Below are 20755 nucleotides of genomic sequence, written 5' to 3'. Positions count from 1 at the left end.
ATCCACCTGCCGCAGTTCGCACCTGAGCGTCACAGGCGGCGCCGCCGCGCGGGTATGGCGGGGTCGCCGACGGTTACGGCGTGGGGGCGCGGCCCGGCCGATTGGGGTTGGGCCAGCAGCGCGGCGCCGATGATCGCCAGAATTCCGATCAGCTGGAGTATCGACAGCGTCTGATGCAGAAACAGATATCCGAGCAGGGTCGCCACGATCGGGCTGCCGAGGGAAAGGAAGGACACTGCCAGCGCGGGCAATTCGCCGATGCCGCGGAACCAGATCGCGTAGCTGATCACGGCGCCGATGAAGATGAAATAGGCGAATCCGGCGATATTCGTCCCGGTGATGGCGGTCGGCAGGCCTTCGGCGCACAGCAGGAATGGCAGCAGCACGATTCCGCCCGCCACGAGCTGCCAGCCGGTGAAGGTGAGCAACCCGACCCCATCCGGACGTCCCCATCGTTTGGTCAGCGTAATGCCGGTGGCCATGCAGATCGCGCCGCTCAGCGCCGCCGCGACACCGGCGAAGTTCAGTCCCACCGTTCCCTTGAATACGAGGAGTACGGCGCCTCCCGCCCCGAGGGCGCAGGCCACCACATGCACCGGCCGGATTTTGTCCCCGATGAACAGCGCAGCCAATATCAGGACGAACATCGGCTGCATCGACATGATCACCGCGATTATGCCGCCCGGCAGCTGAAAGGTTGCGACGAACAGTAGGTAGAAGAACGCACCGATATTGAGCGTCCCGAGTATCAGCGACCGCCACAGCCAGATTCCGCGCGGCAAGGTACGAGTGCAGGCCAGCAGAATCAGGCCGGCGGGCAGCGCGCGGACGGTGGCGGCCAGCAGCGGCCGATCCGGCGGCAACCATTCGGTTGTCGCCAAATACGTGGTGCCCCAGGACGCGGGCGCCAGCGCGGTCACGCCGGTGGTGCGGAGTCGCTGACCGGCTTTCACGCCGTATCGCCGAATCGCCGGCCGCGTGACATATCCGCGTTCACGTTGAATTGCTCCTTTACGGTTGCGCCCAACCGGTACCGGCGGCTCGGCGCACTGGCTGAAATTGTCAGTGCGCCACCGCTTTTCAATACGGGCGTCACACCCGGACGCCCAGTGCGTCGAGCGCCTTGGCCACCTCCTGCCGGGCGGGCGCCGGAAGTTCGCGAAGTGGCCGGGGAAGGTTCGGCGCGTGCAGGAATCCGAGCTGTGCGGCGGCGGCCGTGAGGACGCGCAGGCTCCCGTAGCGGCGGAACAGATCCCAGAACGGTTCCATCCGGTCCGACAACGCCATGGCCCGCTCGGTATCGCCGTCCGCGATGGCTCGCACGATCGTCAGGCATTCCTCGGGCAGCAGGCCGCCGATGACACTGAACCACATATCGGCACCCGCGATCAGGCCGCCCGCGCCGAATTCATCGAGGCTGAAGCCGATGGCGACGTCGCCGCGCACCTCGGCGCGCAGCGCGGCAATTCGGGCGGCCGCCTGATCAGCGGTGGCGCCGGGAGTTTTCACCGCGCCGACATTCGGCAATTCCGCGACCCGCCCGTGCAGTTCGTCGCTGAAGGTGAACTTCGTGGTGCGCGGGTTCTCGTACACGCACAGCGGCACCGACAATTCCCTTGTGACGTCCTCGTACAGCCCGAATACCTCCTCATCGGTGAGCGGCTGGTAGGAGACGGGGGAGAGCAGCACCGCCGATGCGCCCGCATTTTGCGCATCCTCGGCCAACGAGAGAACGTCCTTCGTGGTCAATGCGCCGATGCTGATCATGACCGGAACGTCGCCCGCGGCATCGACGGCGATTTTCGCGATGCGTTCGCGCTGCGCGCGGGTGAGATAGGCATAGTTTCCGGTCGAGCCGAGCGCGCCGATCAAATCCACGCCCGCCGTGACCAGCCGGGTGACGAGGTGCCTGAATCGTTTCTCGTCGACGTCGTCACCTTCGGTGGGGGTGAGGGGAAAGGCGCTGAAACCAGTGAACATGGAAATCCTTTCAATTCCCGACAATATGTGGCAGGTGAGCCGCCGAAAACACGTGCTCGTTCGCGGTCGATGGATCGCCGGGCCACAGCCGCAGCTCGCCCAGATCCGGCCGCAGCAGCACAGCGGCGACGGTCCGTTCCCGGCGGATATCTCCGTTGTCCGGGACGCATATCGGTGCCGCGGCGAGCAGCCGGTGATGCCCCCGGATGTCATCCGCGGCCGGAATGCCAACCGCGCGAACCGCTTCGAGACGCCGCCGGGACGAGTTCCCGGCGAACACATTCAGCTCGTCGCGCGCCCCGAAATCCGGATGCAGGAAGTGGTTGGTGTGGAACAGCTTGTCTCCCTCCAGGATTCGCCGCTCGCAGGCCAATGCCTCGACGCATACGGTGCGGTCCGCGTCGCAGAGCAGGAAGGCCCGCGAACTCGCCAGCGGGAGGTCGTGCAGGATAGCGACGGCGTGCTCGACGCTGTCGGCGGTGTCGAGCAGATACCGGATCGCCAGGTAGGGCGGTACACCCGGCCCCCAATTCCCGCCGAGGACGAGATTGAGGCCGATGGCAAGCCCCGCGTCGTTGACGCCCAGATAGCCGAGGAGTCCGGCGAAGCTCAGCACCACCGAGCGGTGGCGCGGACCCGAGACGGCCAGCACCGCGATCTGATCGTCGAGATTGCCGTTCAGGTCGATGGTTTGGCCGAGCACCGGCGCGCCGCGGCTCGTCGCGTAGCTGGTGCAGTCACCCGCGGTGATCCGGTTGTAGCCGAGTATTTCGCGACGCAGTTGCAGCAGCCACGCCTCGTCCCGGCTGATGCCCGCGCCGATCGCCAGACCGTCGACCTCTTCGGCCAGATCCGGTAGCGCGGTGATTACCGCATCGCGATGGGCCGCGATGCGGGGCCGCACCGATTCGAGGCTCACCGGCCGATCGGTCAGGTGCCCGAGGCGGGCGAGCGAATCGTCGAGGAAGTCGCGCAGTCGCCCGGCGACGGCTTGCCCGTGGGTGAGTCCACGGGTGCGGGCGGATCCGGCGATTTCGAGCAGCGGCGTCAACGGCCGCGCCCATTCGATCGGAGTGCGGTGACGACGTCGCCGAGGGTGCGCATCCGGGCGAGGTCGTCCTCGGTGAAGTGGTCGAGCCCGACCTCGGCCGCTTTACATAGGGAGGTCAGGAACAAGATCTTGTTGAGCGAGGTGAGTCCGTAGGCCTCGACCAGGTCCAGGTCCGGGTCGAGCGCCGCGGGTTCGGGACCGTTACGCAGTACCTTCGCGAGCTGGTCGCGGGCCAGGGTGTCGAGATCGGCCGGCATGGATGCCCTCCTTCTGGTCGTCGAGTTGGTCGCGGTACCGTTCCCGGATCCGGTTCCTTATCGGCTTGAATTGACCGGTGATCAGCCCGTTTTCGAGGGTGAAAGGTTCGTCGGCGACGACGGCCCGCGCGATGCGCTCGTCGGGTTCGCCCGCGGCGTTGACCGCGTCCAGCGCCTCGGCGATGGCCGCGGCGCCGCCCGGGCCGGGTACGACGACGGCGACCAGTTCCGTCTGATTCGGGCAGAACACAACGCATTCGGTGACGGCGCCCGTGTCGCGGAATCGGGTCTCGATGGGCCGCACGACGATCTTCTTACCGTTGTCGAGGACGATGACGTCATCGGATCGGCCGAGGATATAGAGGTAGCCGTCCTCGTCGAGTCGCCCGAGATCGCCGGTGCGCACCACACCGCCGGGTTTGAACATCCGCTCGCTGTCGCCGGGTGCGGCATAGGTGTACGCGGTGTTGACGGGATGATCGCTGCGGACGCAGACCACGCCGTCGTCATCGATGACGATCTTCTTGCCCGGCAACGGTTTACCGACGCTGCCCGGGCGGTGCGCGCCGGGATGGTTCTTGGTGGCGATGCAGGTTTCGTTGAGGCCGTAGCCCTCGAAGATCGGCAGCCCGGCGTCGTCGAAGAACCGCAGCACGGCGGGGTCGGCGGGCGCCGAACCCGTCCACAGGTAGCGGATGCGGTCGCCGAACAGTTCCTCGGCGGCGGCCCCGTCGCCCGAACGGCTTTCGATATGCCGTTTGGCGGCGTCGAAGAATCCGGGCACGCCCATGACGACGGTCGGCCGCACGGTGGGTAGCACCGCGAACACCGACTGGTAATTGGTGATGGTGATGTCGTGGCCCCAGCGCAGCGCGGAATACAGCCAATAGCGTTGCTGGAGTAGCGAAAGCGGGAGGAAGACGAGCAGGTTGTCACCGGGGCGGTGGTCGAAGATGCCCTGTACGGCTTCGATGCTGGAGTCGATGCTGCCGACGGTGGCCTCCAGCCCCTTCGGCACTCCGGTGGAGCCGGAGGTGAACTTGACGGTGGTGCATTCCAGGGGGCCGTATCCGACCGGATCGAGTTCGGCGGGTGGTTCGTCGGCGTAGGCGGAGATCTCGGCGATCGGCAGCACGCCGGGCGCTGCGTCGATCACCTTGTCGCAGTAGAGCATTCGTAGCCCGTAGCGGTCGATCAGGTCGGCGCCCGCGGTGAACTTGCCCGGCTCGAAGCCCGCTGTCTGCGCTTTGATCATCAGTGCCGCGAGGTCGAGCAGCGCCCATTCCAGGCCGTTGGCGGCGAGTACCCCGATTCGATCGCCTTCGCTGATACCCTTGCGCCGCAAGGCATTCGCGACGGCTCGGGCCCGGTCGTGGAATTCGGTGAGCGGCATCGTCCGAGTTCCGCCGAGGCTTGCGACAGTGAGGGCACCGGCGTGTTCGGGCCGGTGCGTGACGATGTGGTTGATGACGGATGTCACTGGCCTCCCTTCGTTCACAGGGCGTCGGCGATGATCATTTCGAGCACCTCGGACGGCCCCTCGTAGATGCGCAGGGATCGGACCTGGCGGTAGAGCCGCTCGACCGGGCTGTCCGCGACGAGCCCGGCGGCGCCGAAGATCTGTACCGCGGCGTCGGCGATCTCGCCCGCCGCCTCGGTGGCGTTGAGTTTCGCGACCGCAGCGTGTTTGGCGTATTCCGCGCCGTTGTCGGCGGACCAGGCGGCGCGGGCGGTCAGCAGCGAGGCGGCCGCGATCTTGACCTCCATTGCCGACAGCGCGGATTTGACGAGCTGTAGGTCGGCGAGGCGGCCGGAGTAGGCGCGCCGCCCGCGGGCCCGTTCGAGCGCGTATCGGTAGGCGCGCCGGGCGAATCCGATGGCGGCGGCGGCGACCGTGACGCGGGCCCGTTCGAGCACGTCCAGGGCGACTATGTAGCCGTGGCCGCGCTCGCCGAGTATCGCGTCCGGTCCGACGCGGCAGTCGGTGAAGGTCAGTTCGGCCCAGGAGCGTGGTGCGATCGCGTTGATCGGCGCGGCCTTCAGTCCGGGGGTGCCGCCGTCGACGAGGAAGGCGGTGAGCCCCAAAGGGCCTGGCCCGTCGCCGGTTCGGGCGAGTACGACGCACAGGTCGGCGATATCGCCTTGGGCGATCCAGGTTTTGCTGCCGTTGAGGACGAATCCGGTTCCGTCCGTTGCGGCTTGGAGCGTTACCGCGCCGAGGTCGGAGCCGGCTGCCGGTTCGGACAGGGCCAGCGCCCCGGCGCTGGTTCCGGCGGCGAGGCCGGGCAGATATCTGCGGCGCTGTTCGGCGGTGCCGTGGCGGATGACGGCGGCGGCGCTGAGTTCCTGGATGGAGTAGACGAAATCAGCCAGGTCCTCGTGGAAGCTGAGGGCCTGGCGTCTGATGCAGACCGAGCGGAGGTCCGAGCCGTCGCGGTGTTCGGGGTGTAGATGGTGAAGCCAACCGGACTTGCCGAGGTCGGCGAGTAGGGCGCGGCAGCGTTGCGCGGGACCGATTTCGGTGGGATGCGCCCAGCTATCGGCTCGTTCGGCGCACCAGCGTTCGATCCGCTGGGCCAGTGCCCGGTGTTCGTCGTCGAACAGCGGGAGCTCGAGTATGCCGGGCTCGAACGTGGTCGGAAGGGGCACGGTTACAGACCATTTCTGATCGTCAATGGATTGTACGTGTTTCGTCCGCGAGTTCGTCTTGATTCTTGACGGGGTGGTAATCCTTATTTACCGCATCGACAATCGGGATGCGCTCAACGACTCTGGAGCGAATCTCCGGAAATGGCTCGGCGACGCGTGTCGAATTCGATTATCGTCCGCTGAAGATCTCGACGTCCCCCAATGCAAAGAAGTGCTACCGGCCTCGCCACCGGTCCCTCTCCGGAGGGCTGGTTCAGTGTATCACGATATGCAACCATCTGGAAGGGATTTAATTGGCTGCTGGTGCAAGGTGTTTCGTCTCCGGCCTCGATGATAGTGGATGGATTTCCTTGAAAGGGCTTGGCTGCCAGGTCGATTCATGGATGCGCGGTTCCGTGGTCGCAACCATCGACTTCAGCGGAGGCTGGGCCGACTTGAACTGTACGGCCGTCCGTCTCGTGTGGTCTACATGCCGAGAGTGGGTGTCTAATACATTGCACGCTACTGACTTTCGCTCTTTTCTGACCTCCGAATCGGCGGGGAGCATATCGTTCGCACAACGAAGGAGTTGTGGTCGTCCACGCGATCCGTGTCCCGGCTGGCGGGACACGGCGAGGACCGAATCCGCCTGTGGCCAGCGGCATTTCCGGCGGCTGTCGGCATCCATGATCGTGTCAACGGGTCCTGTCACGATGCCGAACGGCCGCCGTCAACCGCCCTCGATCGTGAAACAGATTGGGTGGCAACAGATATACCCGATCGCCAGCTGCATCGAGCAATCATGGCATCGCGACCTCGCCGCATCGGTAGCGGTATCGACACCGCTGTAGACCTCGTTCGGCGAGCAACCTTCCGCGATCTTGAAATAGCAGCCGGACGTATATTCAAACGATCATTCTTTTACCGGTTGTGTAGCCCCGATAACTCGGGGCACCCGCACAGTGAACGTCTTGACTGATGCGGCACAACGGGATTGAATAGCATCGACGTGGATTAACCAAGAATCATCCCAACCCTGTGAAGGCGCAGATGACGAGACCTTCCGCGAACACGGGCGACGCGCCGAAAAATTGGTACAACATTCTCGCCGACATTCCGTTCGAGCTGCCACCCGATATTCCGCCGCCCGCCCGTTCCGGCCAGCCGGATGCGATGAAACTACAGCTGCCGCTCGCGCTGGTCCGGCAGAGCATGACTCGCGAGCGGCTGATCCCCATTCCGGAGCCGGTTTTCGAGAAATATCTGTCCTGGCGCCCGACGCCGCTGCGGCGAGCGCGGGCGTTCGAACAGCACATCGGCACCCGGGCACGCATCTACTACAAGTACGAGGGCGGCAACGCGAGCGGCAGCCACAAGCTCTGTTCGGCGGTGGCGCAGGCGCATTACTACGCGGCCGCGGGGGCGCAGCGCCTGGTGACCGGCACGGGCGCGGGCCAATGGGGTACCGCGCTTGCGGTGGCGTGCCAGCAATTCGGGCTGGCCTGCAAGGTCTACATGGTCGCGAAGAGCTTCCGCGAAAAACCCTACCGCCAAACGATCATGCGGATGTACGACGCCGAGGTCGTCCCGAGCCCACATCCCGATGCCGCGCCATCCGCGCGCCGGGGCGAGGTCCATGCGGAGAATATCGCCTACGCGGTGACCGAGGCCTTCGAGGACGCGCTGGCGCATCCGGGGACGCAGTTGAGCGTCGGCAGCGGGGAGGCGTACTCCATCCTCCACTCCACCGTGGTCGGCCAGGAGGCCCGTGAACAACTCGGGCCGGCGAATCAGCCCGACATCGTGATCGGATCACTCGGTGCCGGAAGCAATTTCGGCGGTATCGCCATGCCGTTCATCGGTGCGAAACTGCGCGGGGAGGCCGAGGTGCGCTGCATCGCCGTCGAGGCGCAGCGGTGCCCGAAGCTCACGCGCGGCCGGTACTGCTACGACTACACCGACGGCTCCGGCGTATCGCCGCTGCAGAAGATGTACACGCTCGGGTCGCGGTTCACCACGGCGGGCGGGCATGTCGGCGGCCTGCGCTATCACGCCTGTTCGAAGATCATCAGCGCGCTATACCACCACCGCATCGTCGAGGCGCTCGCGTATCCCCAATTGGATGTCTTCGCCAGCGGAGTGCTCTTCAGCAGACTCGAAGGCATACTGCCCGCGCCCGAATCGGCGCACGCCATCCACGCGGCGATCGAATTGGCCAAACAAGCGGACGCGGAAGGCGCCGCCCCGGTGATCCTGTTCTGCCTCAGTGGTCACGGCCTGTTCGACCTGGCCTCCTACGAGGCGTACCTGAACGGAACCATGCAGGACATGCCGGTGTCCGACGAAGAGATTCGCCGGTCCCTGGCCCAGCTTCCGCAACTGAACGGATAAGGCAGTGGAACCGAAAACCCTCAGCAGACAAGAGATTCGCGCCACGGTGGTCTCGGCGCTGCTGGCGACCAAACCGGATCAGCAAGCCGCCGCGCTCGTCGACGACGAGACGGCCATCGGTGGCGCGGGCCTCGGCATCAGCTCGCTGAATATGCTGCAGGCACTGGTGCGGATCGAGGACAGCCTGGGCATCGTCTTCGACGACCGAACCGTCGCCGACGCGGCGCTGAGCTCGGTGGGCTCGGTGGTCGATCTCGTCGAACATATGCTGGCGGAGCAGCGCAGGTGACGAACGTCCGGCAGCTGCATACGGGGCTCGCCGTCGCCGAGGAGCGGGTAGCGGGCGCACCCGCCGTCGTGCTGTTGCACGGCTTCGGCAAATATCACGGCCATCTCCTCGATCTGTGGCCGCGATCGGATATCGACTGGTCGGTGGCGGCGGTCCGAGCGGGTTTCCGGATGGGGCCCGCAGTTTACCGGTGGTTCGGCTACGAGGATCTTCCGGACGGCAGCGTCGCGATAGTGATGGAGGAGGAACGCCGCAGCCGCGCGGCGCTGATCGCATACCTCGACGAAACCCGCAGGGACGAGCCACTTTTCCTGTTCGGCCACAGCCAGGGCGCGATGATGGCGTTGAGCGTCGCGCTGCTGCGACCCGACCTGATAGCCGGCTGCGCGGTGGTGAACGGGCGCATCCTTCCCGAAACGCTGGCCCTGCTACCGGAACGTCCGGACCTGGATGGCATGCCCATATTCGTCGGCCACGGCATCTCGGATCCCATCGTGAAGATCGACAAGGGCCGGAACGCGCGAGACCTGCTGGAAGACATGGGAGCCCGCCTGACCTATCGCGAATACCGCGGCGGGCACGACATCACGCCGGACATGGTGGCCGATGTCGTTGCGTGGCTTCGAATTACGTTGGATCAGGGGTTCGGAGGGAGGTGTCGTGAACGTCCGGGTATCGGTTCGGGGAGCATCCTATGAACTCGGCGAGCATGCGGTCGGCTACCGCGGCGCCCATCGTTTCGCGGAGAAGATCGTCAGCTACGAGATGCTGGACGACGCCGAAACATGGGGCTGGGGGCGGTATTTCAAATCCGATCGCGATCGCGCGGACCTCGCGGTGGCATCGGCGCGCCGCACACTGACGATGACGGGATGCGCCGGTACGGATGTGGACGCCGTCATCCTCTGCGCCGCGGAATTCCCGTCGAGCGTGGACTGCCATGCCAGTTACTGCCGGGTGGTGCTCGAAACGCTCGGCCTGGAGAACGCGTTCGTCATCGGCGTGACGCTGGGGCGGTGCAATACCCTGCTGTCCGCGGTGCATCTCGCGGACCGGCTCGTCGCCTCCGGGACGTATGAGAGCGTACTCGTCATCGTGAGCGACCGAATCACGGACGAGGAGAAGCGGTTTCAGCAGTTCGCACTGTTCAGCGACGGTGCGGCCAGCTGCCTCGTCACCGCACGGCCCGGTGATCTGGCCATCATCGCGACCGGATCCGCGCTCGACCCTTCGGCTTTCGACGCGATGGGGCGGTTCAGCGGGCGGCTCGGCCGCGTCGCCGCCGACGGGATCACCCGACGGTGCGGTGTCCGGCCGGACGAGATATCCGTTGTGCTGCCACCGAATCTGTTCGTGCCGATCGTCCGGATGAGCGAAGGCCAATCCGGCTTCCGGCCCGATCAGTTGTATCTGCGGAATATCGCGAACCGGGGACACTGCTTCAGCGCGGACCCGCTGGTGAATCTCGTCGATCGGCAGCGTACGGACGGCACGCGGCCCGGCGAATACGTCCTGCTGACTTCGAGCGTGCCGGGATCGCGCGTGAGCATCCTGGCCCAGGTGCTCGATCCTTGATCTCGGCTATTTCGATGTGCTGCCACGGAATTGGTGCGGATAGGCGAGGCGAACTCATACACGTTGTGTCACAAGATATTTGGAGGATGCCATGACACACGACGTCGGCATGCTGGATGCGCGGGAAAGTTGGGAAAGCGCAAGCGGTTCGACCACCCTCGCCGAACTCTGGGAGCGCACGGTCCGGGCCTACCCGGGCAATACCGCGATCGTGTCGGATGAGGAAACCCTCACCTACGCCGAAGCCAACGAACGGGCGAACCGCCTGGCCCGCTTGCTGATCGAGCGCGGCGCGGGCCCGGAACGCATGGTCGCGCTCGCGCTGCCCCGCTCGGTCCACATGGTGGTGGGCGTGATAGCCGTCGCGAAGGCCGACGCGGCCTTCCTGCCGATCGATATCCGGTACCCGGCCGAGCGGGTGCACGCGATGCTGGCCGATGCCGCGCCCGCCCTGCTGTGCACGACGAGCGCCGCCACCAGGAACCTGCCCGACGACCCGCCGGTCCGCCGAATCATGTTGGACGGCACCGAGGAGGCCGCCGCGCTCGCCGCGCTGGACGGCGCCGATATCGTCGGCCGCAGGGGGTCCACCGCGAATCTCGCGTACGTGATCTACACGTCCGGATCGACCGGTCGGCCGAAGGGCGTCGCCGTCACGCACGCCGGGCTGGCCGGGCTCGCCGCGGTGAAAGTCGCGTCGCTGCAGGTCACTTCGGACAGCCGGGTGCTGCAATTCATGTCGCCGAGCTTCGACGCCTTCCTGACCGAGCTGCTGGGCACCTTCGCGGCCGGGGCCGTGCTCGTGGTGCCCGCCGGCGCCACCCTCGTCGGCCAGCAGTTGACAAAAGCCTTGCGGGACAATGCGATCAGCCATGCGGTGCTGCCACCGGCGGCGGCCGCGACGGTATCGCCGTCGGATGTTCCCGACCTGCGGACGCTGGTACTGGCCGGTGAAGCGTGCCCGCCCGATCTGCTCGCCCGCTGGGCGCAGGGACGCAGGGTGATCAATTCGTACGGCCCGACCGAGGCCACGGTGTGCGCGTCGACGAGCGATGCGCTCGACGGCAAGGAGGAGGTCACCATCGGCCGCCCGATACCGGGCGCGTCGGTGTACATCCTCGACGACCAGCTGCGCCCGGTGCCGCCCGGCGACGCGGGCGAAATGTACATCGGCGGAGTCGGATTGGCCCGAGGTTATCTCCGGCAGCCGGGCCGCACCGCGGAACGATTCGTGGCGAATCCGTTCGGCGGGGAGGGCGCGCGAATGTACCGGACCGGTGATCTCGCGGCGTGGCGCGCGGACGGCGCCATCCGATTCCACGGCAGGCTGGACAACCAGGTCAAACTGCGTGGATTCCGGATCGAACTCGGCGAGGTGGAGGCCGTGCTCGGCACGCACCCGGATGTCGGCCACGTCGTGGCCGTCGTGCGCGGGGACGGTGATAACGACGCACGGCTCGTCGCCTACGTGGTACCGGCGAACGGCGCCGCGCCGACACCGGATGCGTTGCGCGAGCACGCCGTTCGCTATCTGCCCGCCTTCATGGTTCCCTCGGTCTATTCGATGATCGATGCCATTCCGCTCACCCCGAACGGTAAGGCCGATCGCGCCGCACTGCCCGATCCGACGGTTCCCGCGCCGCGGCCCGCCCGGCCGCCGCGCACACCCGCCGAGGAAGCGCTGTGCTCGATCTTCCGCCAATTGTTCGACGACGCCGAGATCACCGTGTACAGCAATTTCTACGAACTCGGCGGAACCAGCATCCGCGCAATGGATCTCATCCAGCTCGCCCGCGAACAGGCCGGTCTGAAGATACTGCCGTGCGGGGTGGTCAACCATCCCACCGTCGAGGCGATGGCCGCGGCCGCCACCCCGATCGAGGTCGGGTGAGGATCGCCGATGTCCCGGGCGCGGATGGTCGCGTCCGCACCGACTCGCCGGAGTCCGAATCCGTTCGGAGCGGCCAGGTTTCGGCCTAGGAGCTAGATGGGCCGGAAGCCGGAACCGATCACGCCACGTCCGTTCAGATCGGCGACGATGGCCGACATATTCGTGCCCACCTCGGGTCCGAGGCAGGGCACGCCGAGATAGGCGTTCACCATGCCGACAAGGTTGGTGCCGACGACGACCGGACTGCCCGAGTCGCCTTCGACGACACACATCTGCGTCCAGGTTTGCGCACCGGCTTGCGCGTCACCCCAACTGATTCCGCAGGTGTTGCCGGTGGTCCTGCCCTCTTTGCACGCGACCTCCGGAAAGTCCGGCGGCGCACCGATTCCGGTAATGGTGACGTTGCCGATGCGGTTCACCGGGATTATCGTGCCGGGTTCGAATTCGATGATCCCGTAGTCGAGATCGGGGTTGGTGTAGGCGACATGCCCGATGCGTCCCGCGCCGCGGTCGGCCTCGGCGGAGATCGCGGCGCCGACGCCACCGCAGTGCCCGGCCGTCAAGCCGACCAGCCTGCCCTGCGCGTCGTGCCCGACCGTGGTGACGGTGCACAGCGCTTTGTCGTCGATGACGATTCCGGATCCGCCGCCGATCACCGGCGGACCGGGCTGCGCATCCGCGACGGCCGAACCGAGCACCAAGATGGCCAGAAGGCCGAAAACTATTGCCGCAGTTTCTTTTACAGACTTACGATGCATTGGTCTTCCAATCTCTTGTGCTAGTTCGCCACCGCGTCCAGTCGTCCCGCGGTGCCGACTCGATCTATCCGCGGAACGCGGACTCTGCCAGATTTGCGCACGGGTGATGTCTCCCACATTCCGGCCGCCATGGCCACGATATGTCTCGCCATGGCAGTTATCGCCCCAAGTTAGCAATTGATAGGCAATTCTGCAAAAGGTCCCATGTATTGCATTTCGGCATGGGTCTGCCTCTGGGTTGACGTGGGGTTTTCCTGGACCTAAAGGGGATTTGGTTGAACATTGCTTCCTATTGGAAGCCTCGAGGGTAGACGCAGGATAACTGAACGAATGACCATCATGAATATGGGCAAATATTCAGTTAATGCTCAGATTCCGGAGGCGGACGGTGCGATCGAGAACGGTCGCCCGCACCGACCCGTACTCCGAGCCAGCCGACGCCGAAACGAACGGCGCGGGCTTCAGCGGCCCGGCGGCGTAGCCTCCGGTGTCGTCGATGGGCCGGGCGCCCGCGCGTCGTCGAGGGAATCCAGCTCGCACTTGTCGTTCGACGTCGTCTGCATGAAGACCGCGTCGACCGTATCGGGGTAGATCTTGTGGAAGTCGACCTCGATGCTGTTCTGGCCCGCCGCAATATCTTTCGTGCGGACGGCCACCCGGTCCGAATCGTGCAGCACCGTGACGGTGACCCGGCCGGGCTTCGTCATATTGCGCATGTTGACGCGGATGCCGCGGCCGTTCGGCGCGGAGGTCCACAGCGCCGTTTCGGGGCAGGCGTTCACCCCGGCGCGGGCGGCGGCCAGCGCCGAGCCGGTGGGCGCCTGCGCCCGGTGCGCCGTCGACGCGGAATAGGCGGACAGGCCGAATGCGAGCGCGATTCCGGGAACCGCGAGCAGGACGGCGACCGCGATGGTCACCCGGGAGGTGCTCTTCAGCCATTGGGGAATGGCTCGGTTACTGGACATGGCTTCCTGTTTCCTCAGACGGGTGGGGCGGATTGCAGTGGGGTGAGGGCGGATTCGATGAGGTCGTGCCCGAGTTCGGGGTGGATCGCACCCTCGGGGGAGAGCTCGGGCGGCTGGAACCAGGTCTTGTCGGCCTCGGGATGGGGGCCGACCAGACCGAGCTGCCCCTTGCCGCAGGTGGTGACGAGTGCGGCGGGCTCGCCGGTGGTGTAGGTGGCCAGCCGCAACGCGGGCGCGGCCGCGTTGAGCCGGAAAGCCGGACCGTCCTGGAAGAACAGGCGGTAGCGCCGATCGCGCCAGTCGATCGGGATCACCGTGTCGCGGGTGGAGGTGACGATGGCGTGCGGTGTGCTGATGTATTGATCGACGTGACCGTCCAGCAGCCGGTACCCGAGTTTGCCCGCCAGATAGGCGCCGAGGCAGAACCCGAGATAGATACCGCCCGCGCGGACCCAGTCCCGCACGGGTTCGGCGTGTGCGCGCAGGCTCGGCCACGCGTCCTCCACCTCACCGCCGCCGGGCTGCGCGAAAATCGTTGCGCTGGAGAGTGTTTCGGCAGTCAACGGAAGCTGTTCGCGCGGGCCGACATAGGCGACCCGCAGCGCGGTGGCGGTGGACGACAGCAGCGCGGCCACCGCTTCCGGGCAGCCGGGTTTACTCGCCGGGCCGCGATACACCAGCGCCAGCGGATCCGGCTCGCGGTGGCGATAGGTTTCGTAGACGGCCGCGCCACCGGCCGCCGCCGTCCCGGTGACGGCGGCGGTGGCGATCAGGAAGGTGCGGCGGCGGATCACGGCGCGGGCTCGCTCGATCGGGTGCGGCGCACGGCCGCCGAAGCGCGTCGTGCCGCGGTGGTGACGAGGGATTCCAGCGGTCCGCGCCCCGCGGTCGTCGTCCAGGCCAATCCGAGGAAAAGCACTGCGGCGGTTTGGATCACGAAGCTGACGGGGCGCGAATAGCGGTCGTAATCGGAGTTGATGAACACCAGGTGCAGCGTGTAGAGCGTCAGCGTCATCCGGCCCGCGGCGGCCAGCGGCACCTGGATGGCTGTGACAACGCGCTTCGCGGAGAGGTGTTCGGCGAGCAGCATCGCACCGATTACGGCGTAGGCCGCCCCGATGGTGGTGAGCAGATCCAGCGGCGCGCCGGTGTGCGGCAGATCGACGGCCAGCCACCACCAGGTGCTGTTCGGCACGGTGCCGTCGGCGCCGAAGTCGAGTAGTTCCTGAGTTTCGTCGAGGGTGCGATCGCTGCCGGGCTGGGCCGCCAGGATGTGGTCGATGCCGTGGTAGGTGCCGAGCAGTTCGAGCGAAAGTACGTGCGCCGCAACAGCTATCGTGATGCCGATCGCGGTGAGCGCCAGCGCGGTGCGCAACCGGGTGAGGGTCAGCCTGCCGATCACCAGCCCGGCGCACAGATAGGCCATCCACGTCAGCGCCGGAAACTCGCCGGTGACAGTGATTTCGGAGAGCAGCTGCACGGGGCGGGTGATCAGATCGGTGAAACCGAAGTTGTCGCCGGTGGAGTCGGGGAGCCGGTCCAGGAGCAGGTGGGTGGCCACCGGCGCGCCCGCGACGAAGCCGAGCCCGGCCAGCGCGACACCCCAGGTGGGCAGGAATACCAGCGGAATCGTCGCGAGGAACATCACGGCGTAGTACGGCAGGATGACCGTCGCGAGCGCGGGATCGGTATAGCCCAGCAGCAATCCGATCACGGCGACGACGCCCGCGCGCGCCGCGAGCCCGGCGGCCGTGCCCGCGCCGTCGGCGAGCCGGACCCGCCTTCTGCGGGTGATCAAGGCGATGGATACCCCGGCCAGCGTGGCGAACAGCGCGGAGGCGCGGCCGCCGAAAAGGGTGAAGCTCCAGGTCGGGTCGCCGTCCACGGTGGCGTCCGGCAGCACGTGCACGGCCATCATGCCGATCAGCGCGATACCGCGGGCGGCATCGACACCGCGCAGCCGGATGGCGGAAGTGCCCGTGTGCGAAGGGGATTCGACCGGTGCGGGAATGGTCAGGGTCATCGGGTCAGCACCGTATCGACGAGATCGATGGCCAGGTCGTGCCCGTAGGCGATATGCGGATCGGCCGCGCCCCGGCCCGGATCGCGCAGGCCCGCATCGGTGAACCAGTCACTGGTCGCCTCTGGATGCGGTCCGCACACACCGACCCGCCCTCGGCCGAATTCGGTGACCGCGGCGGCGATGGTTCCGTTGGTGTAGGTGGCCAGAACCTGTGTGCCGCCGTCGGTTTCGATATCGAAAATCGGGCCGTCCTGGAAGTACAGCTGCCTGCGCTGGCCGCGCCACCGCACCGAGATCACGGTGTCGTCGTCGTGGTCGACGGTGGCGCCCCTGGTATCGATATAGCGGTCGGTATCCCCGGGCAGTAGATCGAATCCCGGTGTGGCGCCTGCCAAATAGCCGCCCAGGCAGAATCCGAGATAGCCGCCGCCGTCGCGCACGAAGTGGCGGATTTCGCCGCGATGCGACTTCAGGTGCCGATAGGCGGGCTCGAGTTCGCCGCCGCCGGGCTGGACGTAGATCGCGGCCCCGGTCATGGCGGAGTCGCCGAACCGGAGGTGTTCGCGCGGGCCGATGAACCGGATGTCGAAGTTCCAGCGGGAGGCGGCCAGCACTGCGGCGGCCGCCTCCGGGCAGCCGGGCAGGGTGGCCGGGCCGCGGTAGACGAGTGCGATGGGCCTTGCGGATTCGGCGTCGGATCGGAAGTGTCGAAACAGATTCATGGATTGCTCGCAGTCGTCGGATGTGGTCATCCGGCGGCCGCACCCGCGAGTTGCGGTGCGCCGCCGATGGTTTCGCGGATGTTCTGGATGACGGCCGCCCGCGGCTGCGCCGGAATGCCGCCCCAGCGGGTGGCCGGGGTGAGGTGTTCGCCCTTCATCAGCAGCGATAGCGAGTCGAGCACCACGTCATCGCCGACGACGGCGTCGTAGAGCACGATGGCGCGGGTGCCGACGGTCGCGCCGGGCCGGATGGTGACGGTGGACATCTTCATCACCCGGTCCTCGAAAAGATGGGTCTGTAGCGACACTTCCAGTCCGACGGCGGCATCGTCGCCGATGACGCACAGGTCGAATTCGGTGAGGTAGGTGGTGCCGATCCAGGTGCGCTTGCCGATATCGGCGCCGAACCAGCGCAGCATCATCGGTAAGAAAGGAGTCCCGGTCAGCAGGGCCAGGCAGGCGGGCACGGCCGCCGCCTCGTACAGACCGGTGACGAATTCGCTCTTGCGCACGAACGTATCCCACAGCGGCTCGACCCGCGGCCGGTAGCGCCCGATGACGTTGCGCTTCACCGCCGCGCAGTAGCCGGCGATCGCGACGCCGACGGCCCCGGCGACCAGCGGCGACAGCACCGCGGGCAGGCCGATGTCATTGCCGTGCGCCAGCCCCGACAGCGTCCACAGGTACAGGTAGAACCCGGTGCCGAGCACGGTCGCGGGCAGCGTCGCGCGGAAGAATTCGATGGCCAGCCGCTGACGCACCAGCCGTGCCGGCGGGTCATAGGTCGCCGCCTCCGGAAAATCGCCGGAATCCTGCCGCACCGGCAGATGCATCGCGGGTGAGCCGAGCCACGAAGTCCCGTCCGGCACACCGGATTCCGGCGGCAGCGTGCCGACCCCGACGAGCGCGCCCGCGCCGATGGTCGACCCGGCGGCGACGACGGCCGCGTTGCCGATGAACGAGCGCAGCCCAACGGTGGTGGGCGCGAAGGCGATTCGGCCGTGTGCGAAGGTGGCCGCACCCACGCTGGCCATATCGGCGACGAAGGTGCCCGCATCGAGTTCCAGCAGATCCGGATCGAGGTGCGCGACGGTCGACACCTCCGAGCCGCGGCCGATCCTGGCGCCGAGCAACCGCAGCCACGGCACCGTGTACAGGGTGGCGTACAGCGAGTTGGTGAATTCCAGGCTGTACTCGAACAATTTGTCCGCCACCCATTTCCTGATGCCCAATCCGGAACGCGCGGAATGGATTCCGATCGGCAGCCGGGGCAGGATCAGCAGTTTGCCCGCCGCCACCACCGCGCACACCGTCACCAGGAAGATCGGCCCGACGATCAGCGTGGACAGCAGCCCGACGAGGATGTCGAACCGCAGCAGCGCCCACCAGACGAAGGCCGTCGCGGGCACGATCATCGCGATCGCGGCCACTTCGACGACGAAGGCGGCGAATCCGATGGCCGCCAGCTGCGCCGCCGTCCACGGCGTGCGGTCCGGCTCGATGGCCAGCAACGTTTCGACCGTATCGGACAATCGATCGGTGACGGTGGCGGGCGAACCCGCCCAGCGGCTGCCCGCCGTCACGGTCTGCCCCGCGCCCAGCGCCGACTGCTCGCCGAGCGCGCCGCCCGCCTCGACCGTCGCGCCCGGATCCAGCATCGCGTGCGCGCCGACGAACGCGTCCGCGCCGACGGTGATCGGTGCGACCACCACCCAGCCGTCCTCGACCCGCCACGGCAGCATGGTCACCCCGTAGCCGACGGCGGCGCCCGCACCGATATCGAGCATCGTCGGCAGGCTGACCGTCGCGGTGGCGATATGGGCGCCGCGCCCGATCCGCGCGCCGAGCAGCCGCAGATAGACATTGGCCAGCGGCGAACCCGAAAGCACCGGCAGCGGGCCGACCGAAAGCAGCAGGTGCAGCGTCCAGATGCGCAGATAGGTCAAGCCCCACAACGGATATCGGCCCGGCCGGATACCCGCGACGAGCAGTCTGCCGAGCAGCACCGGGACCACCCAGCGCACGTTCAGGTAGGCGACGAGGATCGCCACCAGCAGCTGCCCCAGCACCTCGAACGACACATCACCGTCGTTGACGGTGTACACGTACACCACCGGCAGCGTGATCACGAACAGCAGCAGGTACAGCGCCGCCGCCTGTGCCAGTCCGCCGCGGGCCACCGCGATATTGCTGTGCCGCAACGGTTTCGAAGCCACCTCGGCCGCGACCGGTTCGGCTTCGGGAAGTTGCCCGGCCATCGCGCGTACGTTGCGATACCGGTAGAGATCGCGCAGGGCGGCGTGCGGTGCGACCCCGCTGGACCGCAGCAGCGTCACCGTGCGCGCCGCCAGCAGCGAATGCCCGCCGAGGTCGGTGAAGAAGTCGGCGGTCACCGAAACCGCCTCGGCGGGCAGGCCGAGCGCGTCGGCCCAGATATCGCGGATGCTCTCCTCGGCCGGGCTTGCGGGCGCGACCACCGGCCCGGATCCGACGAAGCGGTGTCCGGACGGCGCGGGCAGCTGTTTGCGGTCGACCTTGCCCGACGGCATCGTCGGCAGCGCCGGCAGCAGTTCGACATAGGACGCCACCATGTAGGCGGGCAGTCGCTCGCGCATGCGCTGATGCAGCCGGGCCCGCAGATCGTCCTCGACCGGTGCGTCGTCCGCCAGCACCACATACGCCGCCAGGTCCGGGCCACCGTCGCCCGCCGTCGTCGCCACCACCGCTTCGGCGATCGACTTGTCCTCCAGCAGCACCGATTCGATCTCGCCGAGATCGATGCGATGCCCGCGGATCTTGACCTCGGCGTCGGCGCGGCCGTGGTACTCGATCTCGCCATCGGCGTCGATGCGGCCGAGATCGCCGGTGCGGTACAGCTTTCCGTCCGGCGCCGCCGGGTGGTCGATGAATTTCTCGGCGGTGAGGTCGGGCCTGCCGACATAGCCGAGCGCCACCCCGGGCCCGCCGATGCAGATTTCCCCGATCTCCCCGTCCGGCACCGGATTTCGATCATCGTCGAGCAGCACCACCGAGTAGGTCGGCAGCGGCCGCCCGATGGTCACCGTGCGGCCCGGCAGCAGCACGCCGACGGTCGCGGTGACGGTGGCCTCGGTCGGACCGTAGGTGTTGAGCATGCGGCGGCCGGATCCGGCCCAGCGCTCGACCAATTGACCGGGGCAGGCCTCGCCGCCGACGAGAATGCTTCGGATGGCGGGCAATTCGCGCGGGAGGGTCGCCAGCAGGGTCGGCACGCAGTACAGCACCGTCACCCCGGACGACTCCAGGAAATCGGCGAGCTCGGCGCCGAGGCGGCGCGAATCCGTCGGTCCGACAACCAGCGTCGCGCCGCGGGCGAAGGTCGGCCAGATCTCCTCGATGGAGAAGTCGAACGAGATGGTCATGCCCTGGTACACCCGGTCACCGGGGCGTACGTCGTACACCTCGGGCACCACATCGAGGAAATTGCAGATGCTGGACTGGGCGATCAACACACCCTTCGGCCTGCCGCTCGAACCCGAGGTGTACATGACATAGGCCACCGGGTCCGCGACATCGTCCGCCAACGGCTCGGGCCTGCCGCACGGTGCGGCCGCGATCCGCTCCGCATCCGCGTCGACCCGCACGACGACGCGGTCCAGTCCGGCCAGCGCGGAGTCCAATTCGGTCGAGGTCACCACCACCGCGACCGCGGCGTCCTCGATGATGTAGGCGACACGGTCGGGCGGCGCACCCGGATCTATGGGTACGAATGTCGCGCCCGCCTTGCCGATGCCGAGCAACGCGACATAGGTCTGTTCCGAGCGCGGCAACAGGATCGCGACCCGGGTGCCCGAGGATACGCCCAGTTCGCGCAGGTGATGCGCCAATCTGTTCGCGCGTGCGTCCAATTCGGCGTAGCTGTAGGTCGTGCCGTCCCGGTCCACCGCGATCGCGTCCGGCGCCGCGTCACAGCTGGCCTCGAACAGATGATGCATTCGTCGCGCACGATGAGCCCCATTGTTGCCCGCGACCGCGATCCGTCTGTCGATCGCGTCCATGTCCCCCAAACCAACCACCCAGTCCTTAACGGCACTCACCCCTGCTGCGAAACGACTTATGTTGCAACGGGTTTCGCCTGGGCTGACGTTTGTGTTACGGAATCTAACAAAGAGCGCTATTGGGGAACCAGCTGTGCGGGACAGATTTCCCTGTGCGGCAACCTATCTGGGGAGGTGTGGTTACCGCC

17 protein-coding genes are annotated in these 20755 nt (G+C 67.0%); 5 read left to right on the top strand and 12 right to left on the bottom strand.

Features of this window, described 5'->3' with window-relative positions:
• Positions 1-29: 29 nt before the first annotated feature.
• The 6 genes from LGY53_RS23235 to LGY53_RS23210 form a co-directional block, all read right to left on the bottom strand.
• Positions 30-953 (bottom strand): EamA family transporter, encoded by a 924-nt coding sequence (locus LGY53_RS23235; RefSeq protein ID WP_225728797.1) that lies wholly within the window; start codon positions 951-953, stop codon positions 30-32.
• A 139-nt stretch (positions 954-1092) separates the two neighbouring features.
• Positions 1093-1980, bottom strand: coding sequence for a dihydrodipicolinate synthase family protein (locus LGY53_RS23230; protein ID WP_225728796.1), 888 nt, complete (start codon positions 1978-1980; stop codon positions 1093-1095).
• A gap of 10 nt (positions 1981-1990) precedes the next feature.
• Positions 1991-3031, bottom strand: a complete 1041-nt coding sequence (locus LGY53_RS23225; protein WP_225728795.1) for a C45 family peptidase — start codon at positions 3029-3031, stop codon at positions 1991-1993.
• Positions 3028-3288: a hypothetical protein gene (locus tag LGY53_RS23220; protein WP_225728794.1), complete on the bottom strand. Its 261-nt coding sequence runs from the start codon at positions 3286-3288 to the stop codon at positions 3028-3030. The genes LGY53_RS23225 and LGY53_RS23220 overlap by 4 nt, the downstream gene beginning before the upstream one ends.
• Positions 3233-4768 carry an AMP-binding protein gene (locus LGY53_RS23215; RefSeq protein ID WP_225728793.1) on the bottom strand — a complete coding sequence of 512 codons (1536 nt, stop codon included), beginning with the start codon at positions 4766-4768 and terminating at the stop codon, positions 3233-3235. Before LGY53_RS23215 ends, LGY53_RS23220 begins: the two co-directional genes overlap by 56 nt.
• Positions 4769-4782: 14 nt before the next feature.
• A complete protein-coding gene (locus LGY53_RS23210; protein ID WP_225728792.1) occupies positions 4783-5937 on the bottom strand; it encodes an acyl-CoA dehydrogenase family protein in 1155 nt (384 codons plus the stop codon).
• Positions 5938-6966: 1029 nt separating this feature from the next.
• On the opposite strand from LGY53_RS23210, the gene LGY53_RS23205 reads away from it, so the two are divergent.
• From LGY53_RS23205 to LGY53_RS23185, 5 genes are all read left to right on the top strand, one after another.
• On the top strand, positions 6967-8307 hold the full coding sequence (locus LGY53_RS23205; RefSeq protein WP_225728791.1) for a TrpB-like pyridoxal phosphate-dependent enzyme: 1341 nt from the start codon (positions 6967-6969) through the stop codon (positions 8305-8307).
• Between the two features lie 4 nt (positions 8308-8311).
• Positions 8312-8596, top strand: coding sequence for a phosphopantetheine-binding protein (locus LGY53_RS23200; RefSeq protein WP_225728790.1), 285 nt, complete (start codon positions 8312-8314; stop codon positions 8594-8596).
• Complete coding sequence (locus LGY53_RS23195; RefSeq protein WP_225728789.1) at positions 8593-9294, top strand: alpha/beta hydrolase; 702 nt, start codon at positions 8593-8595, stop codon at positions 9292-9294. Before LGY53_RS23200 ends, LGY53_RS23195 begins: the two co-directional genes overlap by 4 nt.
• Positions 9257-10171, top strand: a complete 915-nt coding sequence (locus LGY53_RS23190) for a hypothetical protein (RefSeq protein ID WP_225728788.1) — start codon at positions 9257-9259, stop codon at positions 10169-10171. Before LGY53_RS23195 ends, LGY53_RS23190 begins: the two co-directional genes overlap by 38 nt.
• A gap of 91 nt (positions 10172-10262) precedes the next feature.
• Positions 10263-12062, top strand: a complete 1800-nt coding sequence (locus LGY53_RS23185) for an amino acid adenylation domain-containing protein (RefSeq protein WP_225728787.1) — start codon at positions 10263-10265, stop codon at positions 12060-12062.
• A gap of 92 nt (positions 12063-12154) precedes the next feature.
• Here the strand turns inward: LGY53_RS23185 and LGY53_RS23180 are convergent, their stop codons facing one another.
• From LGY53_RS23180 to LGY53_RS23155, 6 genes are all read right to left on the bottom strand, one after another.
• Positions 12155-12820: a S1 family peptidase gene (locus LGY53_RS23180; protein ID WP_225728786.1), complete on the bottom strand. Its 666-nt coding sequence runs from the start codon at positions 12818-12820 to the stop codon at positions 12155-12157.
• Positions 12821-13281: 461 nt separating this feature from the next.
• Positions 13282-13785 carry a hypothetical protein gene (locus LGY53_RS23175; RefSeq protein WP_225728785.1) on the bottom strand — a complete coding sequence of 168 codons (504 nt, stop codon included), beginning with the start codon at positions 13783-13785 and terminating at the stop codon, positions 13282-13284.
• 14 nt (positions 13786-13799) lie between these two features.
• Positions 13800-14579: a BPL-N domain-containing protein gene (locus LGY53_RS23170; protein WP_225728784.1), complete on the bottom strand. Its 780-nt coding sequence runs from the start codon at positions 14577-14579 to the stop codon at positions 13800-13802.
• The gene (locus LGY53_RS23165; RefSeq protein WP_225728783.1) at positions 14576-15808 is read right to left on the bottom strand and encodes a heparan-alpha-glucosaminide N-acetyltransferase domain-containing protein; all 1233 of its coding nucleotides are present in this window, start codon (positions 15806-15808) and stop codon (positions 14576-14578) included. The genes LGY53_RS23170 and LGY53_RS23165 overlap by 4 nt, the downstream gene beginning before the upstream one ends.
• A complete protein-coding gene (locus LGY53_RS23160) occupies positions 15805-16560 on the bottom strand; it encodes a BPL-N domain-containing protein (protein ID WP_225728782.1) in 756 nt (251 codons plus the stop codon). The genes LGY53_RS23165 and LGY53_RS23160 overlap by 4 nt, the downstream gene beginning before the upstream one ends.
• On the bottom strand, positions 16557-20504 hold the full coding sequence (locus tag LGY53_RS23155) for a Pls/PosA family non-ribosomal peptide synthetase (protein ID WP_225728781.1): 3948 nt from the start codon (positions 20502-20504) through the stop codon (positions 16557-16559). The genes LGY53_RS23160 and LGY53_RS23155 overlap by 4 nt, the downstream gene beginning before the upstream one ends.
• Between the last annotated feature and the right edge of the window lie 251 nt (positions 20505-20755).

Source organism: Nocardia sp. JCM 34519.1 (assembly GCF_020361265.1).
Taxonomy (GTDB): Bacteria; Actinomycetota; Actinomycetes; order Mycobacteriales; family Mycobacteriaceae; genus Nocardia; species Nocardia arthritidis_A.
This window is presented reverse-complemented; position numbering and strand designations above follow the sequence as displayed.